16 protein-coding genes are annotated in these 20,423 nt (G+C 51.1%); 4 read left to right on the forward strand and 12 right to left on the reverse strand.

Annotation, left to right across the window (positions count from 1 at the left end):
• Positions 1–214: 214 nt before the first annotated feature.
• Positions 215–427 carry a hypothetical protein gene (locus AC2FD9_RS08155; RefSeq protein ID WP_282170101.1) on the reverse strand — a complete coding sequence of 71 codons (213 nt, stop codon included), beginning with the start codon at positions 425–427 and terminating at the stop codon, positions 215–217.
• A 283-nt stretch (positions 428–710) separates the two neighbouring features.
• Complete coding sequence (locus AC2FD9_RS08160) at positions 711–2,138, reverse strand: oligosaccharide flippase family protein (protein ID WP_496836294.1); 1,428 nt, start codon at positions 2,136–2,138, stop codon at positions 711–713.
• A gap of 364 nt (positions 2,139–2,502) precedes the next feature.
• Here AC2FD9_RS08160 and AC2FD9_RS08165 point away from each other — a divergent pair, with 364 nt between their 5' ends.
• From AC2FD9_RS08165 to AC2FD9_RS08175, 3 genes are all read left to right on the forward strand, one after another.
• Positions 2,503–3,789: an O-antigen ligase family protein gene (locus AC2FD9_RS08165; RefSeq protein WP_496836296.1), complete on the forward strand. Its 1,287-nt coding sequence runs from the start codon at positions 2,503–2,505 to the stop codon at positions 3,787–3,789.
• Positions 3,790–3,963: 174 nt separating this feature from the next.
• Entirely contained in the window at positions 3,964–4,878 is a 915-nt protein-coding gene (locus tag AC2FD9_RS08170) for a sugar phosphate nucleotidyltransferase (protein ID WP_282170098.1), read from the forward strand.
• A 169-nt stretch (positions 4,879–5,047) separates the two neighbouring features.
• A complete protein-coding gene (locus AC2FD9_RS08175) occupies positions 5,048–6,196 on the forward strand; it encodes a glycosyltransferase family protein (protein ID WP_496836299.1) in 1,149 nt (382 codons plus the stop codon).
• A 166-nt stretch (positions 6,197–6,362) separates the two neighbouring features.
• On the opposite strand, the gene AC2FD9_RS08180 is transcribed toward AC2FD9_RS08175, so the two are convergent.
• The 10 genes from AC2FD9_RS08180 to AC2FD9_RS08225 form a co-directional block, all read right to left on the reverse strand.
• On the reverse strand, positions 6,363–7,712 hold the full coding sequence (locus AC2FD9_RS08180; RefSeq protein ID WP_496836301.1) for a UDP-glucose dehydrogenase family protein: 1,350 nt from the start codon (positions 7,710–7,712) through the stop codon (positions 6,363–6,365).
• A complete protein-coding gene (locus tag AC2FD9_RS08185; protein ID WP_496836303.1) occupies positions 7,712–8,821 on the reverse strand; it encodes an NAD-dependent epimerase/dehydratase family protein in 1,110 nt (369 codons plus the stop codon). Before AC2FD9_RS08185 ends, AC2FD9_RS08180 begins: the two co-directional genes overlap by 1 nt.
• Positions 8,822–9,132: 311 nt before the next feature.
• Entirely contained in the window at positions 9,133–9,831 is a 699-nt protein-coding gene (locus tag AC2FD9_RS08190; protein WP_496755428.1) for an SDR family NAD(P)-dependent oxidoreductase, read from the reverse strand.
• Positions 9,828–11,123 carry a DUF4910 domain-containing protein gene (locus AC2FD9_RS08195; protein ID WP_496836305.1) on the reverse strand — a complete coding sequence of 432 codons (1,296 nt, stop codon included), beginning with the start codon at positions 11,121–11,123 and terminating at the stop codon, positions 9,828–9,830. Before AC2FD9_RS08195 ends, AC2FD9_RS08190 begins: the two co-directional genes overlap by 4 nt.
• A 5-nt stretch (positions 11,124–11,128) precedes the next feature.
• On the reverse strand, positions 11,129–12,463 hold the full coding sequence (locus tag AC2FD9_RS08200) for a methyltransferase domain-containing protein (protein WP_496836307.1): 1,335 nt from the start codon (positions 12,461–12,463) through the stop codon (positions 11,129–11,131).
• Positions 12,464–12,826: 363 nt separating this feature from the next.
• On the reverse strand, positions 12,827–13,702 hold the full coding sequence (locus AC2FD9_RS08205) for a hypothetical protein (RefSeq protein ID WP_496697407.1): 876 nt from the start codon (positions 13,700–13,702) through the stop codon (positions 12,827–12,829).
• Positions 13,703–13,714: 12 nt separating this feature from the next.
• Positions 13,715–14,923 (reverse strand): Gfo/Idh/MocA family protein, encoded by a 1,209-nt coding sequence (locus AC2FD9_RS08210; protein ID WP_496836309.1) that lies wholly within the window; start codon positions 14,921–14,923, stop codon positions 13,715–13,717.
• 493 nt (positions 14,924–15,416) lie between these two features.
• Positions 15,417–16,076 (reverse strand): hypothetical protein, encoded by a 660-nt coding sequence (locus tag AC2FD9_RS08215; protein ID WP_282170089.1) that lies wholly within the window; start codon positions 16,074–16,076, stop codon positions 15,417–15,419.
• A 5-nt stretch (positions 16,077–16,081) separates the two neighbouring features.
• Complete coding sequence (locus AC2FD9_RS08220) at positions 16,082–16,939, reverse strand: hypothetical protein (RefSeq protein WP_496697412.1); 858 nt, start codon at positions 16,937–16,939, stop codon at positions 16,082–16,084.
• A gap of 344 nt (positions 16,940–17,283) precedes the next feature.
• Positions 17,284–18,417, reverse strand: a complete 1,134-nt coding sequence (locus AC2FD9_RS08225; protein WP_496836311.1) for an aminotransferase class I/II-fold pyridoxal phosphate-dependent enzyme — start codon at positions 18,415–18,417, stop codon at positions 17,284–17,286.
• A gap of 154 nt (positions 18,418–18,571) precedes the next feature.
• Between AC2FD9_RS08225 and AC2FD9_RS08230 the strand changes: the two genes are divergently transcribed.
• Positions 18,572–20,317 carry a GMC oxidoreductase gene (locus tag AC2FD9_RS08230; RefSeq protein ID WP_496836313.1) on the forward strand — a complete coding sequence of 582 codons (1,746 nt, stop codon included), beginning with the start codon at positions 18,572–18,574 and terminating at the stop codon, positions 20,315–20,317.
• The last annotated feature ends 106 nt before the right edge of the window (positions 20,318–20,423 follow it).

Consider the following 20,423-nt stretch of genomic DNA (forward strand, 5'->3'; position numbering starts at 1 on the left):
GTACCGGAATTGCCCTGGCGACGAGCATCGCACTAAAGGCAACGTGAAACAACTTTTTTGTTGCTGAGGCTGAGCCCGCGAATACGCAATCGCACAAAAATTGTTCACAGGTCCACCATGCCCTTCCCTGCGTTGCTATCTCCTAAAGCAGCAGGGACGAGGCGGCAAATAAATGTGAATTCACCACCAAGTCGGCACGTTCCGGCAATTTTGACTAGCTACCGGATTTCAAAGGGAGCTTACCTGCAAGTTTCAAGCGTAGCTTGCTTCCCCACAAGACCTTGAGTCCCATGATCAGAAGAGGCGTGCACATCCCGATCAAAAAACCAAAAAGCAAAGCTGAGCTGACCCCCATGCCGTTGAGGATGAACGCCACAAAACACAATGCGGCGACCAAAGGTCCGGACAGTAAGTAAACAATGACCATGTTCAGTGTTTGCTCTCAGTGTTTGTCATTTAGCCGGTACTTATCGATGCTCAGTCCAATTTGTGGTCTTTTTAAGGCAACCCCAGTGTTGTTGCTGTCGCGACGTCTTTTTGGTCGAACACAGCAAGGCGACACGCACTCGATTGCCATCGATCGCCTACATAGTATTGACGCGCCCTGACTACGACAGGTCTGACGAAGAAACCAAATCCACTCGGCAAAAATATGCCAGAATTGCAACACCCAGTCTGCTTTAGGGTGTCCACCTGTCGCTGGGATTGAGCTACTTGGACGAAGGAAATCCACCGATCAGCAAGCGCCGCTTTAGCTTTCGCACGACAGCCAATGCGGCGGTCTGGCCGACATACAGTAATGCAACGAACATTATCGTCAGGCCAAGGGCCAAGATCGCAAATTGCTGCATCAAGCCCGTCGATGCGTTCGCCCACAACCCTAAGGGCGCAAATGCAACTAAGCCCACAAGAGCTTTGCCAAATTCTGCCAACGGGATGCTGATACGGTCAATCCGACGCCCATATTGAAAATAGACCAGAAAGCTCAGAATTGCACTCACAAGAAATGCATATGCCGCTCCTTTCGCGCCCAGCCAATATATGAACAGATACGATATCGCCGCATGACCAAGCAGCGTAGTCACTGAGATAATCAGCTGCAGGACCGTCTTCTTTGATCGTGTAAACGCGAAACTAAGGTAGGCACCCTGTAATCCAAACACAAATGATGAGAGCGTCAGGATACGAATGTATCCGGCGGTCTGGTCTGCAAAGGCAGGCTCGAACAGAAGATTGGCAAAAACGTCCGCCGAAAATATCAACACGGCAAGGATCGGCATTGAGATCAGCATCAAAAACGAGAAGTACCGGTAAAGAACCGCATCTGACGCGGCTTTCCCCTGAACTTCTTGGGCCTCGAAGACCGATGGGCCAATCACACGTGACAGCGTTCCCATTGGCAGGCGAAGTGTCCGTGCCGCAAGGGATTGTGCAGCGGCGAAGTATCCAACCGCCTCCATCCCCGCCAAAATCGCCAATATCGACTGAGAAAACATCGCGAAGAATGTGGCGCTGGAGGACACAATGGCCAAAGGGAAGCCGAATGAGAGGTATGTTTTCAATTCGGCTAATTTGGGAACAACGATGCCTGAACGCCGAAACGCGATGAGCAATGCGTAACCTCCGGTCACAGCAGCCCCAATCGACATTCCAATCACGGCACTTTCGTAGCCCCCTCCGTTCAGGATAAAGCCAACCGCCAGCGCGACCCCTAGTGCGTGTCGCAACAAAGTCACCGCAGCATATTTTGGACCTTCGTGATACTGGCGCAGGCAAGCTGCCCCAAGCTCATGCATCCCGTGGCTGATACAAAAAATCGCCGCAAATTTAAGGTTTTCGACCCATTCTCCGGGCAAGACCAGCGTTACGAGGCTGGACAAAACCACAAGAATAAATGCCAGCACAACCGATGCCCCCATAACGGTGGCAATTGTCCTACCCTCAAACTCCTTGGCGTGATGAAACCGGGCGATCGCAATAACCAGCCACAAAAACGAAAATGAAAACAGGATCGTTCCGACCAAAAGTGTTAAGTTGTATCGTCCAAACTCTGCCGGGCCCAAAACTTTCGTCATAACCATCAAAATGGCTATCGCAAAAACCGCAGACAGAACTCGAGGGACAAAAAACCAGGTCATTTCAGAACGCCTTACAAGAAAAAAACTTTAAACATAGCTAGATACAATCGCCCATTTCGGAGCAACCAGGAGAATTGAATCGGCACAAATCGTTGGACCGGTAATCGTGAACGACAAACGCGGACCGTTCGTCGCAATGCCCTATGCGTGATCTGAGTGTATAACATCCGAATTTTTAATCTTACATTTGGGATTAACTGGTCACTATTGTCTATGGGAACGATATCTGAGCCTACGACCGTGCAGCGAAGCGGTGCTTGTAGACAAGCGTCCGCCATCTTTGTACGGTTTTGTGGCTTCAGCAGCCCTCTTCTGCTGAGTGATCCTTTTTTGTGAACGTCTCTTTCATCGACCAGTTTTTGCCATGAAACCTGTTACCCGCAGCTTACCGTATCAATATCACGCAGGAACATCGTTTAACCACCTTGTGCTTGCTTTTTGCCTGTGTGTTCTGGTGGTGATTGGCACTCACTTTCTGGCCATCGTGTTCTGGCAGAAAGGCATCGCAAACAAGATCGGAGTTCTACTGCTAGTTCCTGTACTTACGATCACCCTATTGTATTTTCGGCACCTTATCCGCGGTGCGGTTTCATCCCCCGAAATCACACTGCTAGTTATTTTTGCATTTTTTTCAGTGCTTTGGAGCGACTTTCCCAGACATTCTTTCGAGCGCGCGGTTCCATTGGTCGTAACAACCGCGCTTGGACTTGTGCTGGCCAGTGTTATGTCCTTACGGGGATTGCTTTTGTTTTTGGCGACATTCTATGGCATCGTGATTTTGCTGGCTATGGTGGCCATCATAGCCTTGCCCCAAGCACGAGGCATTCCACCGTGGGGGAATACATGGAACGGGATTTTCCTGCATAAGAACGGCCTGGGAACTGCGGGGATGTTCGCGTTGCTAACGTGTTCCTATGCATCTGGACAATTCACTGGCAAACTAAAGACTGTCTTTGTTGCGACGGCAATTTTGGGACTATTCCTATTGATTGCCTCAGAATCACGGTCATCTCAGATCATCGCCCTGTTCTCTGTGACAGCGCTGTATGTTAGCAAAATTATGCCTCGAATGGAGACAATTTGGGGCATAGGATACATACTGTTCTCAATGATCTTTGTAGGCATGGTCGCATTTGTACTTGCCTCGACACTTGCAGAGCCTCTGTTTTCACTGATCGGACGAAAGCCCACGTTGTCGGCCCGGATTCCAATTTGGGAATTGGTCTGGCCCAATATTATGGATCGGTTCTGGGTCGGCTACGGATATGCCGCCCACTGGTATGAAAATGCTTCGCACCTGAGTGTGTATTCGAGCAAGGCCAATTTGGGCTTCCTGCCCCACTATTCCCACAATGGGTTGCTTGAAACATTTCTTAATGTGGGTTTTGTGGGAATTTCTCTTTTGCTTCTAGGGTTGTTTCGCTTTTTCTTCTCGATGTTTTATGGGCTACGCTTCATCCCGGACCGTGAACCCATAGTCTTCGTTTTCATTTTGGGGATGGTGTTCATCTTCTCAAACATCACTGAGAGCATGGTGATGGAAAGGATGAGCGCCAGCTGGATTTTCTTCGTTGCATACACCACAAAGATGAACCTTGTCGCGAAAGCGCTAAGGGCCTCGGCGCGGGCGAACTATGCCGCCGCCCATTAGTTTCGGTTTATGTGGGCGGACCAAAACCTGCGATTTCCTGCGACCGTTTCTTTAACGACAACCATTTCAGCAATATTTGGATCCAAGCGAGATTGACAGCTACGGCTGAGTGGTATGGAATTTAGGCATTATCTTTTTAAGCCTTAACGAGTTCCTATTCGGTGGGAGACCCACATGAAAACAGCTATTTTTGCAGGCGGCAAGGGCTCGCGCCTAATCGAAGAAACACGCGTTCGTCCCAAGCCTTTGGTTGAGATCGCGAACCGCCCTATCTTGTGGCACATCATGCAGCACTACTCGACCTATGGTCATCACGATTTCGTACTGGCCCTGGGGTACATGGGCGATCTGATCAAACAGTACATATCGGATCTTTGTCAGCATGACGGAAATCTGCGCGTCGATTTCGCCAAGCGCGAACTGTTTGGCGAGCCAGAGTATCGGAATTCGGCCATAGACACCCAGATGCCGCCCTGGACTGTCGATCTTATTGACACGGGCACCGAAACGATGACCGGGGGTCGGCTGGCCCGTTTGCAACCTTATCTTGGCAATGACACGTTCATGCTGACTTACGGCGACGGGGTTTCGAATGTTGATCTGGACGCGTTATTGGCTTTCCACAAATCTCATGGCAAACTGGCAACCATAACCATGGTCCGGCCGCTAACGACCTTCGGTCACCTTCAGGTGCGCGAAGATGGGCTTGTGGAAGGTTTCATGGAAAAACCAGAAGTAGCGACTGACTGGATCAATGGCGGCTTCTTCGTGCTCGAACCCGAAGTTTTCGACGCGGTTGCAAGCGTCAATGGCGACGACATCATGTGGGAAGAGGGGCCTCTTCCTAAATTGATGGAGCTGGGCGAATTGATGGCCTATCGCCATTCCGGTTTCTGGTACTGCATGGACCACCTAGCAGACAAAAGACGGTTAGAAGAAATGTGGAAAAGCGGGAACCGTCCGTGGGCGACTTGGGAAGAAAAAAATGGCGCTCGGGACGATGTGTCGGGGCAGAATGGAGACAGACACCGGCTGGGTATTGGTCGTGGCGCGCATCCCGGTGATTGGGTGCGATATAAATCACTTTAGTGCCACCTGCCCTCGGGCTGCACAATGCTTCAAGTGGTTTCACTTATGCCAGACACCCATTGCTCCCTGCGGTACAGTCTGGACGATCACTCGTCATTGAGCGTCGTTTCGGACGGGTGAGAGATTTGTTAATTTTGTGTTTAGTAGGAGTATTAGGTTGACGAGTTCTATGAATTTCAAACAAGCCCGACGAGATGTCTTGATTTTCTCTCAACGCAAGTTGAACACAGGTATTTCACGCTGCTCTGGGTACGAATTCGAAGATGTGGTCGCTCAGGTTGAGGGCGCGGATATCTTGATGCCAGCCCGCGCCCAACAAACGCGCGTTCAGGTTAATCCCAAAAGATGGCTGTCTAAACATACGGGTCTTTTCAAATATTGGACATCTGGCGTGCCGAAGACACGGCTTGAAAAAGACTATGATGTCTTTGTTTGCAATGTTCAAAAACCAATTGAGCTGCTTGCCTTGGATGCCATCCCGAATTGGCGCGAAAGAACGGGTGTAGCAATCTGCGTTCTCGAAGAGGTCTGGGCTGCTGACGTAGCTCTTTATTCCCCTTTGATTAAATCCTTGTCCGAATTTGATCTGATAACCTGCGCGTTTGCCGAAACCTGCGAACTATTACACCGCTTGACGGGTAAGCCCGTTATCCAAATGCCTGCAGCTGTAGACATGGTGCGATTTGCACCGGCTGCGTCACGTGTTGAAAGGCCTGTTGACGTCTATTCAATGGGTAGAAGGCGTCCAGAGCTGCATGAGAAGCTGGTAAAAGCAATGAAAGCCCGTGGCGGCTTCTACCTGTACGACACGGCGACTAAACCTCCGGTCACCGAGCAGCAATCCGCGCACCGCGAACTACTGGCCAGTATCATCCAACACAGTAAACTTTTCGTAGTAGACATCGCAAAATTTGGCCACAAGGACCAATGCTCAGGACATCTCGCATGGGGGCCCCGACAAATCGAAGGAATGGCGGGCGGTGCAGTTCAGGTTGGATACGCCCCAGAAACACCTGACTACTATCAGTACTTTGATTGGCCTGAAGCAGTGTTCCGTTTGCCTGAAGACTCGGACGAGGCCTTGGAAAGCCTTCTGGCGTTGCTGGACAACCCAGCTGAACAACACCGTAGGCGGAAAATAAACTTCGCCAATTCGCTGCAAAGGCACGACTGGGTGCACCGCTGGGCCAGTGTATTGGAGTATTTGGATCTGCCGGAAACCGTAGCCATGATAGATCGCCTCAGTCGCCTGAATGACATGTCCCGACAGCTAGGTATAAGCCAGTCAGAACAGCCCGACCTCGAAACGATTTCCTAAAACGACTTCAAGCCAAGCAGTTTCGGGCGTTTATTCACGATCCAAACTGTGGACCACTTTGCGTTCTAGGCAATAATTACGGCCATATTCCCTTGGGAACCCTCTTGCGCTCTCCACTCTCTCTGGATCGTTTGTCCGGCCAAGTCGCCTTCGGACGTTTGGGCGATCAGCGCACCAAACCCTGCAGCCCAATTCCTTCGTAATTCGCGACACTGTCTTTCGGGATCATCCGACGTCCGTCGATGACCAGCGGTTGTGGGACAAACGTTTTGACCAATTCGGGCAATTTTGAAAACTCGGGCCATCGGGTCACTATCATCACCGCGTCCGCACCTTCGATCGCCCGGCTCAGTTCGTCCTCATAAGCAATTGAGTCGCTAAAATGAGCTTCAGCTTCGTGGCGCGCAACCGGATCATAGGCGACGACCTCAGCCTGTTCGGTCAGTAACTTGTGGACAATGGTCAAAGCTGGGCTTTCTCGGATATCATCAGTTCCCGGTTTAAAAGCCAGGCCCAAGACAGCAATCCGCTTGCCGCGAAGGTCAGGGAAATGAGATTTCAATCGGTCCAGCATCTGGCCGGGTTGTTTATTATTGGTCTGCATTACTGCATTCAGCAAAGGCATCGGAGATCCGGCGTTTTCTCCATACGCAATCAGCGCCTTTACATCTTTGGGGAAACAGCTGCCACCAAAACCGCAACCGGCCGCCAGATAAGTTATGAAACCGGGCCAGATGCGCTCCGCGTTCTCCGGTAGGATAGGAGTAAACCGTTTGTCCAGATGCATACCCTCCATCGCCTCGACTACATCAACTCCCACTTTGGCGCAGAGATTTCCGATCTCATTCGAGAATGAGATCAAAGTCGCCAACAAAGAGTTCGCGGTGTATTTTATCATTTCCGCGGTAGCAGGGTTTGTCCTTACGATATCAACATTAGGAAAAACGGAGTAAAGCTCGTCCATCGCGGCTATCGCACGGTCATCACCTCCGCCGATAACGATGCGGTCAGGATGCATGAAGTCCGTGATGGCTTCGCCCTCTTTGAGAAACTCGGGGTTCATGCCAATACCGAAATCTTGGCCCGCTCTTTTGCCCGAAGCCTCCTCCAGAATTGGCGTGACAACCGTGTCGGTTGTTCCCGGAACGACTGTGCTTTTTACCACTACGACGTGATAGGCATCCTTGTCCTTGATTACCTCACCAATCTGGCGCGACACGTCGCGGATATACCTCAGGTCGATTTCGTTGCCATCGAACGGCGTGCCAACAGCAATCAGCGAAATGTCCGAATTCAAAACCGCATCGCGCAGATCTGTCGTTCCGTGCAGCGTTTGGCCTACAGTCTGGCACAAGAGATCTGCCAACCCGTCTTCGTGAATAGGTGGCGTGCAGGCGTTGATCTGACCTATTTTCTGCTGAACCGTATCGACACAGACCACGTCGTGACCCTTCATTGCCAGACAAGCGCCCGAGACCAACCCAACATATCCCGTTCCTATGACTGATACACGCATCACATATCCTCTGCGTCTCGATTGCCGCTGTACCAAATCATTGCGCGACGCAGCCCCTCGTCCACTCCGATCTCAGGGTCGTAGCCAATATCGGACCGGGCTTTAGCGATGACCGGGCAGCGACGATTGGGATTGTCGACAAGGTAGTCTTTGTCTTCCGAGACTTGAAAAACCGCTTTGCCCTGATAGCCAAATTCGTCGCGGGCAATTGCGATAACACGCTCGGCCAAATTAGCCATAGAGATTTCGGGGTCTTCAATACCAATGTTGTAGGCTTCGCCCGGCTTTCCGTTCAACAGAATCTTGTAGTAACCGCAGACGGCATCCGCGACATAGCAAAATGTCCGAGTGGGCGCGCCATCGCTGAACATCACGATATCGCGTTCAGCAAAGATATCGCGGGCAAAATCCGGCAGCACTCGGCGGTCCGAAATTTTCAGGCCTGGGCCGTAGTTATTGAACGGGCGCACTATCGTTATCGGCAGATCGTGTTGTTGGGCGAACACTACGCAAAGCGTTTCGCCGTATCGCTTGGACTCGTCATAGCAAGCTCGCGGGCCAGTGCACGACACATTTCCCCGGTACGTTTCCGGAGTTGGAATGTTTTCGGGGGTTGGATCACCGTAGATTTCGGATGTTGAAAAAAAGAGAAACCCTTTGATCGGTTTTTCCTTTGAATGCTGCGCCAAAGCGTAGTCCAACATATACCGCAATCCACCGACATTGGCGTCCATCGTCTTCAGCGCGTGTTGGCGGTAATAGATTGGCGAAGCGATCGAGGCCGCGTGGATGATGTAATCGAAATCGGCCATGTCATCCGGCAACGGTTCCGTAATGTCATGGGTTACCAGTGCTAGGTTGTCATCATCCTGTATGGACTTCAGCCAATCCGGTACGCCGCGCATGTAATTGTCAAACACTGTTATCTTGATCGGTGCTTGACCCGAAACGTTGTTCCAATGGACCACGGATTGCACCAAATAATACCCCAAAAAGCCTGCCCCTCCGATAATCAAAAGGCTTCGGCCTGACATGGTTTCAAATTCTGGTCCAAGCTTGGAAGCGATATATTCCAAATCGGTGAACACAACTTCTTGAGCGGTTTTCACGAGGCTTCTCTCTGCAAACTCAATGATTGGTGATACGGAACTTTGAATCTCGCGATGAACACAACGCTGCTTACTGCAGGCAAATTCTTTCTGGTTCGAAGTCTTGAAACCAAACGGAGACCTGGGTTGGTGTCGACTGTATTCAACTTGATTCACCGAAGAAAAATTTCATTTAGATCTTAGCATGCACCGCAGTGGATGAAGCAAAAGATTGTTAAGTGAATTCAACTTGCGACCCCGCCAAGTCAAACGGAGTGAATGCTGCAACTATCCAAGTTGCATTGTTGCAGCTTGGTTTTTTACCTGGACGGCTAGAACTTTTTAGCCGGGCGCACATGAATGTCGGTCACTTCCGCTGTGTTTGCCGACAACAAAGACTGCAGCACAATCTGCGATATGTCATCCGGCTGCAGTAGAAGGTCTGGATTATAAGCTCGGTTCTCTTCTGCGAAAATACCTTGCTGCATGGCACTTGCCGTTCGCCCAGGAAAGACGCTTAAGACACGGACGCCGACCGGGTTCAACTCATCACGCAAGGCGTCGGCAAAGGCTTTGAGCGCGTATTTGCTGGCTGAATAGGCGCCGGTGCCACCTCGGGCGTTGTTCCAAATCGATGAGTTCAAAAATACTACCGATCCATGTCGGGCTGATAGCGCGCGCGATAACGCCTTCGTCAGAACCCAAGGCGCGCGCAAATTTATTCTCCACATCCGGTCTAATTCCGTGATCGGCGCACGCGCAACGGTGCCCATGGCAAAGTCGCCAGCGGCGTGAACAAGTATATCAAGCTCATCGATAGTGGATGAAATTTTGTCGGCAGCAGCTTCCATCGCCCCGTCGTCAGAGAGGTCAACTTTATGCCAGATAAGTCGGTCACTCTGTTTCGTTTTACGCGACAATGCATGAACTTCGGCACCTTCGGCCACTAAAGCCTCGGAAATTGCGCCGCCGATTCCACCGCTTGCCCCTGTAACCAAGGCAACTTGCGACTCAAATCGAGCCAACCTCATGACGCGACTACCAGCAAGCCATGTTGCAGCAAAATTTCAGCCGCACGCGCCACACGATCAAACCCAAGTTGAGATCGCTCCGCGATATCCAAAAGACTGTGATCCCCATCCGAATAGTTCAGCACCCAAAGCAACGCCATCTGCTGCTCCTTGGAATCCGATCTGCCACCAATCGCGTCATACAAGCCACGTCGTCCAAGCATCGGTTCCCCTTTCGGGTTGAGGTTCATGAACTTTTTGTCACGCTCAAGGATATCGATTACCTTCTCCAACCTAGTCAACGAGTCTTCCAACGCTTCCGGTCTGACGAATTCGGGATTGTCCGCCGAGGTATGATACTCTGGGAAACTGGCATATGGCGTTCGGGAAAAACAGCCCATTGGCATGTCAAAGCCCGGCGAACAAAACTGCCTTTCGTCATAACCATAGGGTTCGAATTCCAGCATTTTGTGATCCGGTTGATCCTGAATCACCAATCTGACTGCCCGGTTGATTTCTGTGTCATCTCGGCGGCTTTTCTTGTAGTGAATCGCCCCCGGATCGCCAAGGTTTGCCAGCACCAGACCATGCTTGACCCGGTCAACGGTTGCAGTGTTGCGCGCGAGCCAAGTGATCGAGCCAATTGTGGCGGGGATAAACAGAACACGGATTGTGTGCTGCGGCTGCGGCCCTTCCAATAGTCGACGTGCAAGTTCAGTCGCAACCACAATCGATGATAGGTTGTCATTAGCCAAAGAGGGATGGCAAATGTGGACCGACAGTAGAATTTCATCCTTCGTTTGCCCTGGTATGACACACTCAGCGTAGGTGAGAGATCCGTCCTCAAGCGTCGCGTCCACGACGACCTCATATTCCCCTTCCTGCATAGCCTCAAGATCACGGTGCGGCAGACAAAAACCCCAGTTCTCCGCGTAGTACCCGGTTCTATAGGGAATCCATTCGGGATTCGAAGGATCCGAATGCAGGTGTGGCTTCAGTTCCGACAGTGACATACGGGTGTGCACCGGACGACTATAGCTTACGATATGCAGATTGTGCTTTTGGAAATCGATCACCCTGTTCCCGGAGGCATCAGCAACCCAAGCGTCGCGAATGGTCCATTCCTTTGGGACATGCCAATCCAGAACGGGTTCGCCTGAAGGGACCTCGGTGACGGAAAGTGGAATATGCTCGCCTATCAGCGAAAGCGTTTCGCGTACACCTGGGCCCGTGATTGAACGGCATATTGGATATAGGCGAACGAGCTGAGAATGAAGCAACTCCCCGACGGGGGTATCCGCGCGATCCGCCATCATCACTACTCCAAGACCTTTACTTCGGGCAATGGAACAACAAATCTTCCGCCCCATTCGACTATGCCCTTCATCGAGTCCATGATCTCTTCTTTGATGTTCCATGGAAGGATCAGCACATAATCGGGCCGAGTCTCGAAAATCTTATCGGGCGCGTGAATCGGAATACGTGTTCCTGGCAGCAACTTGCCCATTTTGGCAGTGCTCACATCTACGGTGTACTCAAGAAGATCCGTCTTGACGCCACAAAAGTTCAAAAGGGTGTTTCCCTTGGCGGGGGCTCCGTACCCGACGACGGTTTTTCCAGCTTCCTGCGCGTCCATCAGGAACCTCAACAGATCCCGCTTTGATTTGTGAACCTGTTTCGCGTAATCCCGGTATCGATTGAGCGACGTTAGTCCCTCAGCCACTTCGCGAACTTCAAGTTCGGCCACGGAAGGCAACACCGGATGATGGGTATCCACGTCCTCCGCACGGCAGGCGAACACTCTCAACGACCCACCTTGTGGCGCGATCTCTTGCACCTCGAAGACCTTGAGCTTGTGGCGTTCAAAAATCTCCCGAACTGCAATCAATGAGAGGTAGGAATAATGCTCGTGATAGATCGTGTCGTAATAGTTCTTTTCGATCAGATTCAGCAGATGCGGGAACTCCATTGTAAGCACCCCGCCCTCTGCCAGGGCCGGATGGAAGCCGCTCACAAAATCGTCAATGTCCGGGACATGGGCCAGTACATTTGCACCGTGAAGAAGTTTAGCCTGCAGGCCTTCGCTTTGCAGCCACTCACCAGTTTCTCGGCCGAAAAAGCGAATTTCCGTTGGCAAACCTTTTTCGCGCGCGACCTTTGCGACTCCTGCCGATGGCTCAATCCCCAGCGTAGATACGCCATTTGCGTGAAAATATTGAAGCAGATAGCCGTCGTTGCTTGCGATCTCGACAACCCGGTGTTCCGGGCCGATCCCAAATCGTTCGGTCATCTCGGCGACATAGCCTTTTGCGTGATTCAGAATCGTCGACGAGAAGGACGAGAAATAAGCGTAATCCTCATTGAATATGGTTTCGCGCTGTTCGACAGCTGGCAACTGGACCAGCCAACAGTGTGGGCAAACATATGCATGAAGCGAATAAAATGGCTCTGGCTCGAGAACTCTGGACGGATCTACATACGAATTCGCCAGCGGCGTGGCGCCTAGATCGACAAATGTTTCGGCTAAACCTTTGCCGCAACCTCGGCACGAAAGCTTGACGCTCTTTGGAAAAACCTGATCGGGCATAACAACATTCAAAACAATGAACAAACACGAATTTGGTAGCATAGATGGAACGTCACCCAAAGCCATTTTTCCTGACTAGGTAGACTCTTAGGTCGCCAATCAAACCTAAGTATCGGTTTCGTTGATCTGTGAAAAATGAGGCATATGAAACAGCTGGTCACCGTTTGTTTCTGGCTTTTCAAGATTAGTCAGGAATCATCGGCGCTTAGCGCTCTGGCCCTTAGACCGGTTTTAACACCTGCACTATGGTTGAAAATCACGACGTCAGCGCGCAAAGCAATGCGCATCGGATTTCGGCCAAACCAATAGATATGCATGCTCCCGGATCCAAAAAACGCAATTGTATCGGGCATGCCTTATTGTTTGCAAAAGTTTGACAATAAGGACATCAGGTGTGTCGGAACGGCCGAGTAGCTTGACGGGCTCAATTCATGCATTGCGTCGCCCGCCAATGTATTTGTCAACCAACGCCTTCGTCCCACGAATATTTCCCGCGCTTGAAGCCCCGAACACAATCGATTCAACGCCCGGGAGCTCTGATATCCAGTGGATTGCTTCATCTGCGGGGATCGCCCCAGAGGCATAAACAGACATAGCGACAGCCCGCACACGTCCGGATTTCAATGCGTCAAGATAGGCATCATATCCACCAGACATACGGAAGCCGATCTTGTTGATATTCGAACAGATTATTGGGCGTTCAATGCCCTGCTTTTCCAGTATATCAAGAAGCAGCGGCATGTTCATTGTGATGTAAGCAGGCTCGGCGCCGTATTTCTCTTGGATGTGATCGTGGAAAATTCGGAAAGCCCGATGGAACCCCACGCCAATCAACAAATCAGCAAAGACGTTCTGTATGAAAACAACAGGAGTTTTTGCTCCCGTGAACATCTTCATCTCCATATCAATCATTGCCCTGGCGATGCCATCCATTTCTTTTGATGCTAGGGCTTTTGTCCCCGCAAGCGCGGTTGCAAACAGACCATCATTAGGCATGAGGTGTCTTATGGCCCCCAACATACCGTGGTCAGTTACGGCGTTGGCGTATTTATGCGCGTAGGGCATACAGGGGTAGAACTGGAAATCGCTGTAACGAACGGGATCGGCCCGAACACGATCAGCCACTTCTGAAATCTGATCGTGGGTCGTACACATGAAAGTGCGAATACCCACATCATAGGCAACATCCAGAACGTCCATAATCGCGTCAGTTCTCTGAAAACGCATCGCTTGCGCCCGCGCTTTTTCTTCGGACATGTGGTTGACGCCAAAAAACTGATTATCGCCGAAAAGCAACTTATCCACGTCATGCACTCCTTAAAGACGAAACCATCCACGCCTTTTCGCGGGCGCGGGCTGCGTGACGATCGGGGCTTCACCAACAGGCATACCGGTGTCGGCATTGGACAATATCATCGACATAGTTTTGTCGGTTTCGGTGGCAGAAGCAAAATCGTTTAAAATGAGGTCTGGTTTTCCTTGGGCCACAGCGGTGATAAATCCATCAAGCTGGGCTGAGTATTCTTCGCCTCGCAGATAGAACCACACGTCGTCCGTAAGATCTGTCGTATATCTGACGTTCCAGCCTTTGGTATAAGTCGGCAATTCAGGATCAGCATTTCGCAGATAAAGCTGACACTCCTGACGGTCAGCGAAAAGGCGTCCATTGGTTCCAATCATTGTGATCTTCGTCGACATTTTTCGATGGCTCTCGTCAGACCAGTTGACTGAAAGCTGTGCCGTGGGTCCATTATCCCATCGTAGGGTCGACATCACCTGATCATCTGCATCTTCTGAGAAAACGCGCGTGAGAACTGAGCCGGAAACCTGCGTTGGAGTACCAAAGAACCAGTTCAAAAGGTTCAAAGGGTGAGCCGCATAATCATAAAGGCAGCCGCCGCCTTCGGAATTGTCAGTGCGCCATGTGCTACGCCGATGACGCAGTACGACGGGTCCATAAGCTTCGGCCTGCACGTGTGTGATATTACCCAGTGCTCCGGAATTCAGGATTCTCCTGACTTCCTGGAACGCGCCAACATATCTGTAGTGATAGCCAACCTGCGTGACGACGCCCTTGTCTTTCGCCAACTCCGCCAAACGGAGGCTATCCTGCCAGTTAAGGCAAAACGGCTTTTCGCAAAAGACGTGCAAACCTTTTTCTAGGGCGGCGTAGGCCATGGACGCATGCAGACGTGACGGGGTCGCAATGACGACCGCATCCAAATTCTGAGTGGCAAGCATCTTTGCGTAGTCACTGTGAATTGTAACTTGCGCGTTCTTTTTTAGCACATCGCTGATGAATCTGGAATCATCACAGGCTACCGCATTGGCCATCGGATGCACATTGGCTATGGCATAGTGTGACAAGCCCATTTTACCCAGGCCAACAACGGCAATGTTGATTTTGTCCGCCATTCTCCAGTGCACCTCAAACTCATTAAAAAAATTGACGCATGTCGCCACGAAGGTTGCACAAACGTAGACAATTCCAGTGTCATACACCACCGGGCGAAATTCAAATTGCAATGCTAGTACTTTTTGACGCAGTGGATCTTCAGATGGGTATGGGTGCCTCGACAATCATTCAAAATGAACCGTAACAACTTGAAGTTCTTTGTTACCAACGCTGTTACATGCTAAATTTGTTGGTGCGACAGTAAATTGAAGTCTGCAATTACAGCCTCAGAATTAACACAGACGCCGCGTTGACAGCGCGACCTTCAATAAACGCAACTCGATTAGACGACACAAACAAAATCGGTAACAGTTTGAAACCACCCTAGTGTTATGTTTCTAAATTCGAAACACTCTTAGGCAGAATCACTCACACGAAGCCACATACAATGGCGACGCCAAAGGCTCATCGACATGACGCTTGGGCAATACTTTCGATCACCCCTGTGCAAAAAGACAAATAGCAAACGCGTGTCGGTTGGGGTTGACGTGCGCATCAAACGGCCGCTGGACCAGATCCATTGAATTTGTGCATCACCCAACATCTGCTGCTTAATAGAGGCCGCTAACGTTTGGCAAAGGCCTTTTCGTATCGGGCGTCAGGCCAGACGCACAGCAGACCGTTACTTACCCGTGCCAACAGTTCGGCGTCATCTTCGTGGTCCGTCACCACTGTGGCATCATCCAATTGTCCAGCATCAAAATACGCTTCGGCATTCGCAAGCTTGCCTGCGCGGCGCCATTTCCAGCCGGATCTTAAGGAAGCTGCTGCAAGCTCAGGTCGGGTTCCGGGGTAGCATTGCAGTAAGGGCGCGATAATAGCTTCATAACCATTTGAGAAAACGACAAACCGCGCCGGCCGAGCCTTGCCTATTAGGTCCTCAAGTGCTGTGTTGGCGAAAGTGCGACCAAGCTTGGGAGCGATGCGTGCCCAACTGCGAAGGGTCCATGGCATCAACGTCGCGATGGCCATCACACGAAGCCAATCACGATAGTCTCGCGCCCGTCGCCGCCCGCCAATGACCCTCCACGGGCGTGTCAAATCAAGACCGCGCAAGATTGCCGCTGCCAAAGGAGCAGGACGCGCATGGGCCAGAAAGCACTCGGTAGAATTGCGCAACCAAAGTGTCTCATCGAAATCCACGATCAGCAGCTTGCCCGCAGCTTTTTCCATGGCATGTGTGAGCTGTTCAGGAGAAGCAGTTTCGTAAAGGGGACGCTGCATCACCATTAACTGTCCATACCGCCTGAAGACGACCATTTGTCGTGCTGCACATGCTGCATCTCACGTACCACTTTTCTTGTTTGCTTGAACCCTCGCAAGCAGAGCCACCCCAGAATAATGCCCCCGTGAATAAGGTAGCTTTCGCTCAGATTGGATGGCAACAACAATAGCCAGATCGACACGAACGAGAGTATTCGCAACACTTTAGACGGAAGTCCTACAAGGCCACTGCGTCCGTATCGGTACACGATGTATGGCACCCAACGGCGCAGGCATTGCGCAAATATGAGGGCTGCGCCCGCAGCAGGCAGGTAAAAGAACAGCAACGGAAACCCGTATTTCAGGATCTGTAAGGGTAAATAGACCCATACGCGGCTCAACTTATCGATACGGTTGTACGCATAATAGACCGCCCGAAGACAACCCAGTAAAGTGATCCAAGTAAGCAGGTATAAGAGTACAAATAGCCCGGTTGCTTCGGGTTCTGTAACCCACGCAGCCAGCAATGCCCCAGGCGCCGCAAACGCCACCGCCCACAACCAAGCTTGGCGTTCGGAGAAGTACGTCGCGGCCCTGTCAAAGCCAGGCGTTACCTTGGCTTCATGTTCAAGGCTTGCCGACACCGCGTCGTTTTCGAAGTAGCCGATCTCGTAGACGGTCCAGAAAGAAATGTGGAAGAAAAAAATGGCTAGGGCGACGCTGATTGGATCCGATGAAAATGGCACGAATGCCAACAGAACCAACAGCAAATCATCGCCAAGATTATCGAGAAAAAACGGTAGGCCGGTAGACTTGTTGCGTTTGAAGCGAAACGAGTAGTCTAGCGGAACATACCTGCGCGGACTTTTTACATTGTTATCCATAAAGAACCTTTTACCGGGGCATTAGACGCACACGCATATCAATCACTATTCGTTTATATTTTGACGACTCTACGATTTTTTGACGTGGTCGCAAAACAGATCAAGTTTCGACATAAGACTGCTGCCGCATTTGCGAATAGATGCTGTTTCCCTAAATCATTGGAAGCAGAACGTTTCTTTCAGATGTGAAGAAGGACAGTTTTTGACGTCTCGAGACCTTTTTGGATGTCGACTGCACATCAGTTCGGGCGGCAGGACGGTGCTTTGCGCGTCAACTCTGGGCCCCTTTCAATCTAGATACCTACTTTCACAATCGCGCAAACCAAAGTCCGAGGCGCATGAAATTATCCCTTGGAAAAATCGCGCGCGACCATTTTCACCAATGCGAGTGGATATCGCTCTCCAATCCCGACCCGGCAACTGCGCCGCAAAATATCCAGTGTTCGCGGGCACATGTCCGGAGCATATTCGATCGGCCGTTGCGCCCATGCCCAAGGATCGACCTTTGGATGGAAGGTCCTTTTTTCCAGGATCGGATCCCAGTTTGAATAAACGTGTTTAGTGCTGTCAAAAACACGACTAACCCCGCGGCGTTCGGCAAAAGCCTCGGCTTCGTTTTCCGTATCAAATGTAACGACGACACCAAGTGCATTCTCGGGGTCATTTTGTGGAGTGAGGGGGAAGCGACCTTTTTCTAGCGCTTCTGTCACCACCTCGTATCGCTGCTTCATACGTGAGATAACGCGGTGCAGTTTAGACAGTTGCGTATTCATCATGGCACCAGAAATCTCGTTTGCCCGCAGATTCAGCCCAATGAACATAGGAGAGGGTTCGGTAAACGCATCATTCCGATAGGAAATCCCGATGTCGTGGTAGTTAAACGCACGAAAGTAGTCGTGATCGCTGCTTAACAAAACTGCGCCGCTTTCGCCGATGGTTATGTTTTTGTGCTGATTGAAACTGAAGGCGCCAGCGTCGCCAATTGCTCCGCAGTACTGACCCCTGTACTTTATCCCGACGGCCTGGCACGCATCCTCTACAACCAATAAACCGTGTTTCTTCGCGGTTTTAAGTATTGCGTCCATGTTGCACGGGCGGTTGCTCATGTGCACCGGCAAAATCGCCCGTGTGTAGGGTGAAATTTTGTTTTCTATGTCCTTTGGATCAATCGCCAACGTCTCATCAATTTCGACCAGAATTGGCACCGCCCCAACGTGGACGACGGCCGCCGCGCTTGCCATCCATGTATATGCGGGAACCAGCACCTCATCACCGGGCCCGACACCCAAAGATGCAAGGGCCACGGTAAGGGCCGAGGTTCCGCTGTTAACCATCAGCGTTTGTTTCGCACCGGTCAGTTCGGACAATCGTTGCTCAAAACGGCGACAGTATTGGCCAGACCCAGAGTTTCGAAGCAAATCACCCCGAGCGATCGCTGTTCCCGCTGCCAACCACTCTCTAAATCCCAAACGCTGCACGCGACCCTCCCCCTGTCCCTGTTTTCAGATGGCCGTGCGAAGGTTTACAGATCGCTAAAAAGATGTTTCCAATATTCATCTCTAATTTACTCGCAAAATTCACCAAGTAACTTTTTCCAATCGCGCCAGATAAAAAGCGCTCCGACACAACAATATGGAAATTATTCAACTTCAAGAAGCACCGCATGAAAAGGTGATTCGAACAGACGTACTGATCGTCGGCGGCGGAGCCTGCGGTTTGACCATTGCCCGCGAGTTGATCGGGTCAGGTCTAAATGTGGTCGTGGCTGAAAGCGGTCTGCAACAAGAAACACCTGAACATTCAGCGCTCAACACCGTGGACATGCCCGATGCAGTTCGATCCCAAGCTCGGGCCAAATTCAATTCAGGTCTGGCGACTCATTGGGATCAAGACAGCCAGCCATTCGGCGTCCGGTGTCGCGGCCTCGGTGGGTCCACATTGGCGTGGGCTGGGAAGTCTGCAGCTTTCAGCGAAATCGACTATCAGCAGCGGGAATGGGTTATCGGCTCGGGTTGGCCGATTTCACAGCGCGAGCTTGCACCATATATCGAGCGAGCCGGACAAATACTTAACCTTGGTCCACAGGTATACAACTCTGCTTTGTGGGAGCTTTTAGGGACGACTCCGGCGCAACCTTCAATCGACCCGGCGGTATTCGAGGATTGTTTCTGGCAGTTTTCGCGTGGCCGAGAAAACCCTCTCGACCTTTTGCGAATGGGGAGCGAATTCGCCAATTTGACCGCCAAAAACGTGCGTGTTCTGCTCAACGCTACTGCAACTAAGATAAACGTCGACACTACCGGAACCCGTTTCGAAAGCGTGAGTTTTGCAACGCTGTCGCCAGAAATCCGTAATGTTACAATCCATGCGGAAAAATGCGTCCTGTCGGCAGGAGCAATCGAAAACGCAAGGTTGCTACTGGTATCCAACGATGTTCACCCAAATGGCTTGGGCAACCGTTTCGACTTGGTCGGACGCTATCTTTGTGACCATCTGCAGGCGGAACTCGGTTATTTTGACGCCTCCGACGCACAGAGAATGACGCAGCGATTTGGCTTTTTTGGCCTCCCCACAGGTGGGCGCACGCATATGTACTCTAGTGGGCTTGCAACCTCCCCGGCAATTCAGCGAACCGAAAAGCTGTTAAACGGCGCTATCTTTTTTCTGGAGGAACGTTCTCAGGAAGATCCGGTCAGTGCGTTAGGGCGGTTATTGGGCGGCAAGAGCCAATCCAGATTGCAAGACGTGATGTTTGTGGCGCGAAGCCCGGTTTTTGCTCTTAAGGCCGCTGGAATGAAAGCACTGAATAGCGGAAAGCTCCCCAAATCCGTTCGCAATCAGATCGCCGAAGCTGCTGCTGCACTCTTTCTAAATTCCTCTGTCCGCGAATTTCGTTATCGAGGGCTCCCACACAAGCTGGATGGCATCGTGGCCCATGCAATAATCGAACAAGCGCCCAATCCTGAAAACAGAGTCGTACTTTCAGATCGTCAAGATCAACTGGGACAACACCTACCCAAGGTAAACTGGTCGACCGGTTTTGAAGAGCGCCACACACTGCTTCAAATGGGGAAGAACTTTGTATCCGAGTTCAAGAAATGCGGCTTACCACCCCCTAAGGTTTCCGAGTGGCTGCGCAATGGAAAGCCGGATCAGGCGGATATGTTTGATGTCGGGCACACCATGGGGACCACGCGAATGTCACTGTCACCAAGGGAAGGGGTCGTTACAACTGATTTGAGAATTCGAGATATTGAGGGACTTTATGCTGCCGGCGGTTCCGTTATGCCAACGACGGGACACGCAAATCCAACACTTATGATGATGTCCCTATCGATTCGCCTTGCAGATCACTTTAAGCAAAAGGGGGCTTCTTAGGCTGAATACTCGTTTCGCAGGTGTTCAGGATGAGTCCATTCCCAAGCGGTGAACGGACGAACGATCCACTATTTTCTTTCGGCTGAAATCAGATCCCTACATACAA

This window comes from Ruegeria sp. YTSC230 (genome assembly GCF_059609665.1).

Coding starts and splice junctions, on each gene's coding strand:
- AC2FD9_RS08215 (WP_282170089.1), bottom strand. CDS start 16,076: ATGCAGCGTCCCCTTTACGAAACTGCTTCTCCTGAACAGCTCACACAT.
- AC2FD9_RS08220 (WP_496697412.1), bottom strand. CDS start 16,939: ATGGATAACAATGTAAAAAGTCCGCGCAGGTATGTTCCGCTAGACTAC.
- AC2FD9_RS08160 (WP_496836294.1), bottom strand. CDS start 2,138: ATGACCTGGTTTTTTGTCCCTCGAGTTCTGTCTGCGGTTTTTGCGATA.
- AC2FD9_RS08175 (WP_496836299.1), top strand. CDS start 5,048: ATGAATTTCAAACAAGCCCGACGAGATGTCTTGATTTTCTCTCAACGC.
- AC2FD9_RS08155 (WP_282170101.1), bottom strand. CDS start 427: ATGGTCATTGTTTACTTACTGTCCGGACCTTTGGTCGCCGCATTGTGT.
- AC2FD9_RS08190 (WP_496755428.1), bottom strand. CDS start 9,831: ATGAGGTTGGCTCGATTTGAGTCGCAAGTTGCCTTGGTTACAGGGGCA.
- AC2FD9_RS08195 (WP_496836305.1), bottom strand. CDS start 11,123: ATGGCGGATCGCGCGGATACCCCCGTCGGGGAGTTGCTTCATTCTCAG.
- AC2FD9_RS08170 (WP_282170098.1), top strand. CDS start 3,964: ATGAAAACAGCTATTTTTGCAGGCGGCAAGGGCTCGCGCCTAATCGAA.
- AC2FD9_RS08165 (WP_496836296.1), top strand. CDS start 2,503: ATGAAACCTGTTACCCGCAGCTTACCGTATCAATATCACGCAGGAACA.
- AC2FD9_RS08200 (WP_496836307.1), bottom strand. CDS start 12,463: ATGGCTTTGGGTGACGTTCCATCTATGCTACCAAATTCGTGTTTGTTC.
- AC2FD9_RS08230 (WP_496836313.1), top strand. CDS start 18,572: ATGGAAATTATTCAACTTCAAGAAGCACCGCATGAAAAGGTGATTCGA.
- AC2FD9_RS08180 (WP_496836301.1), bottom strand. CDS start 7,712: ATGCGTGTATCAGTCATAGGAACGGGATATGTTGGGTTGGTCTCGGGC.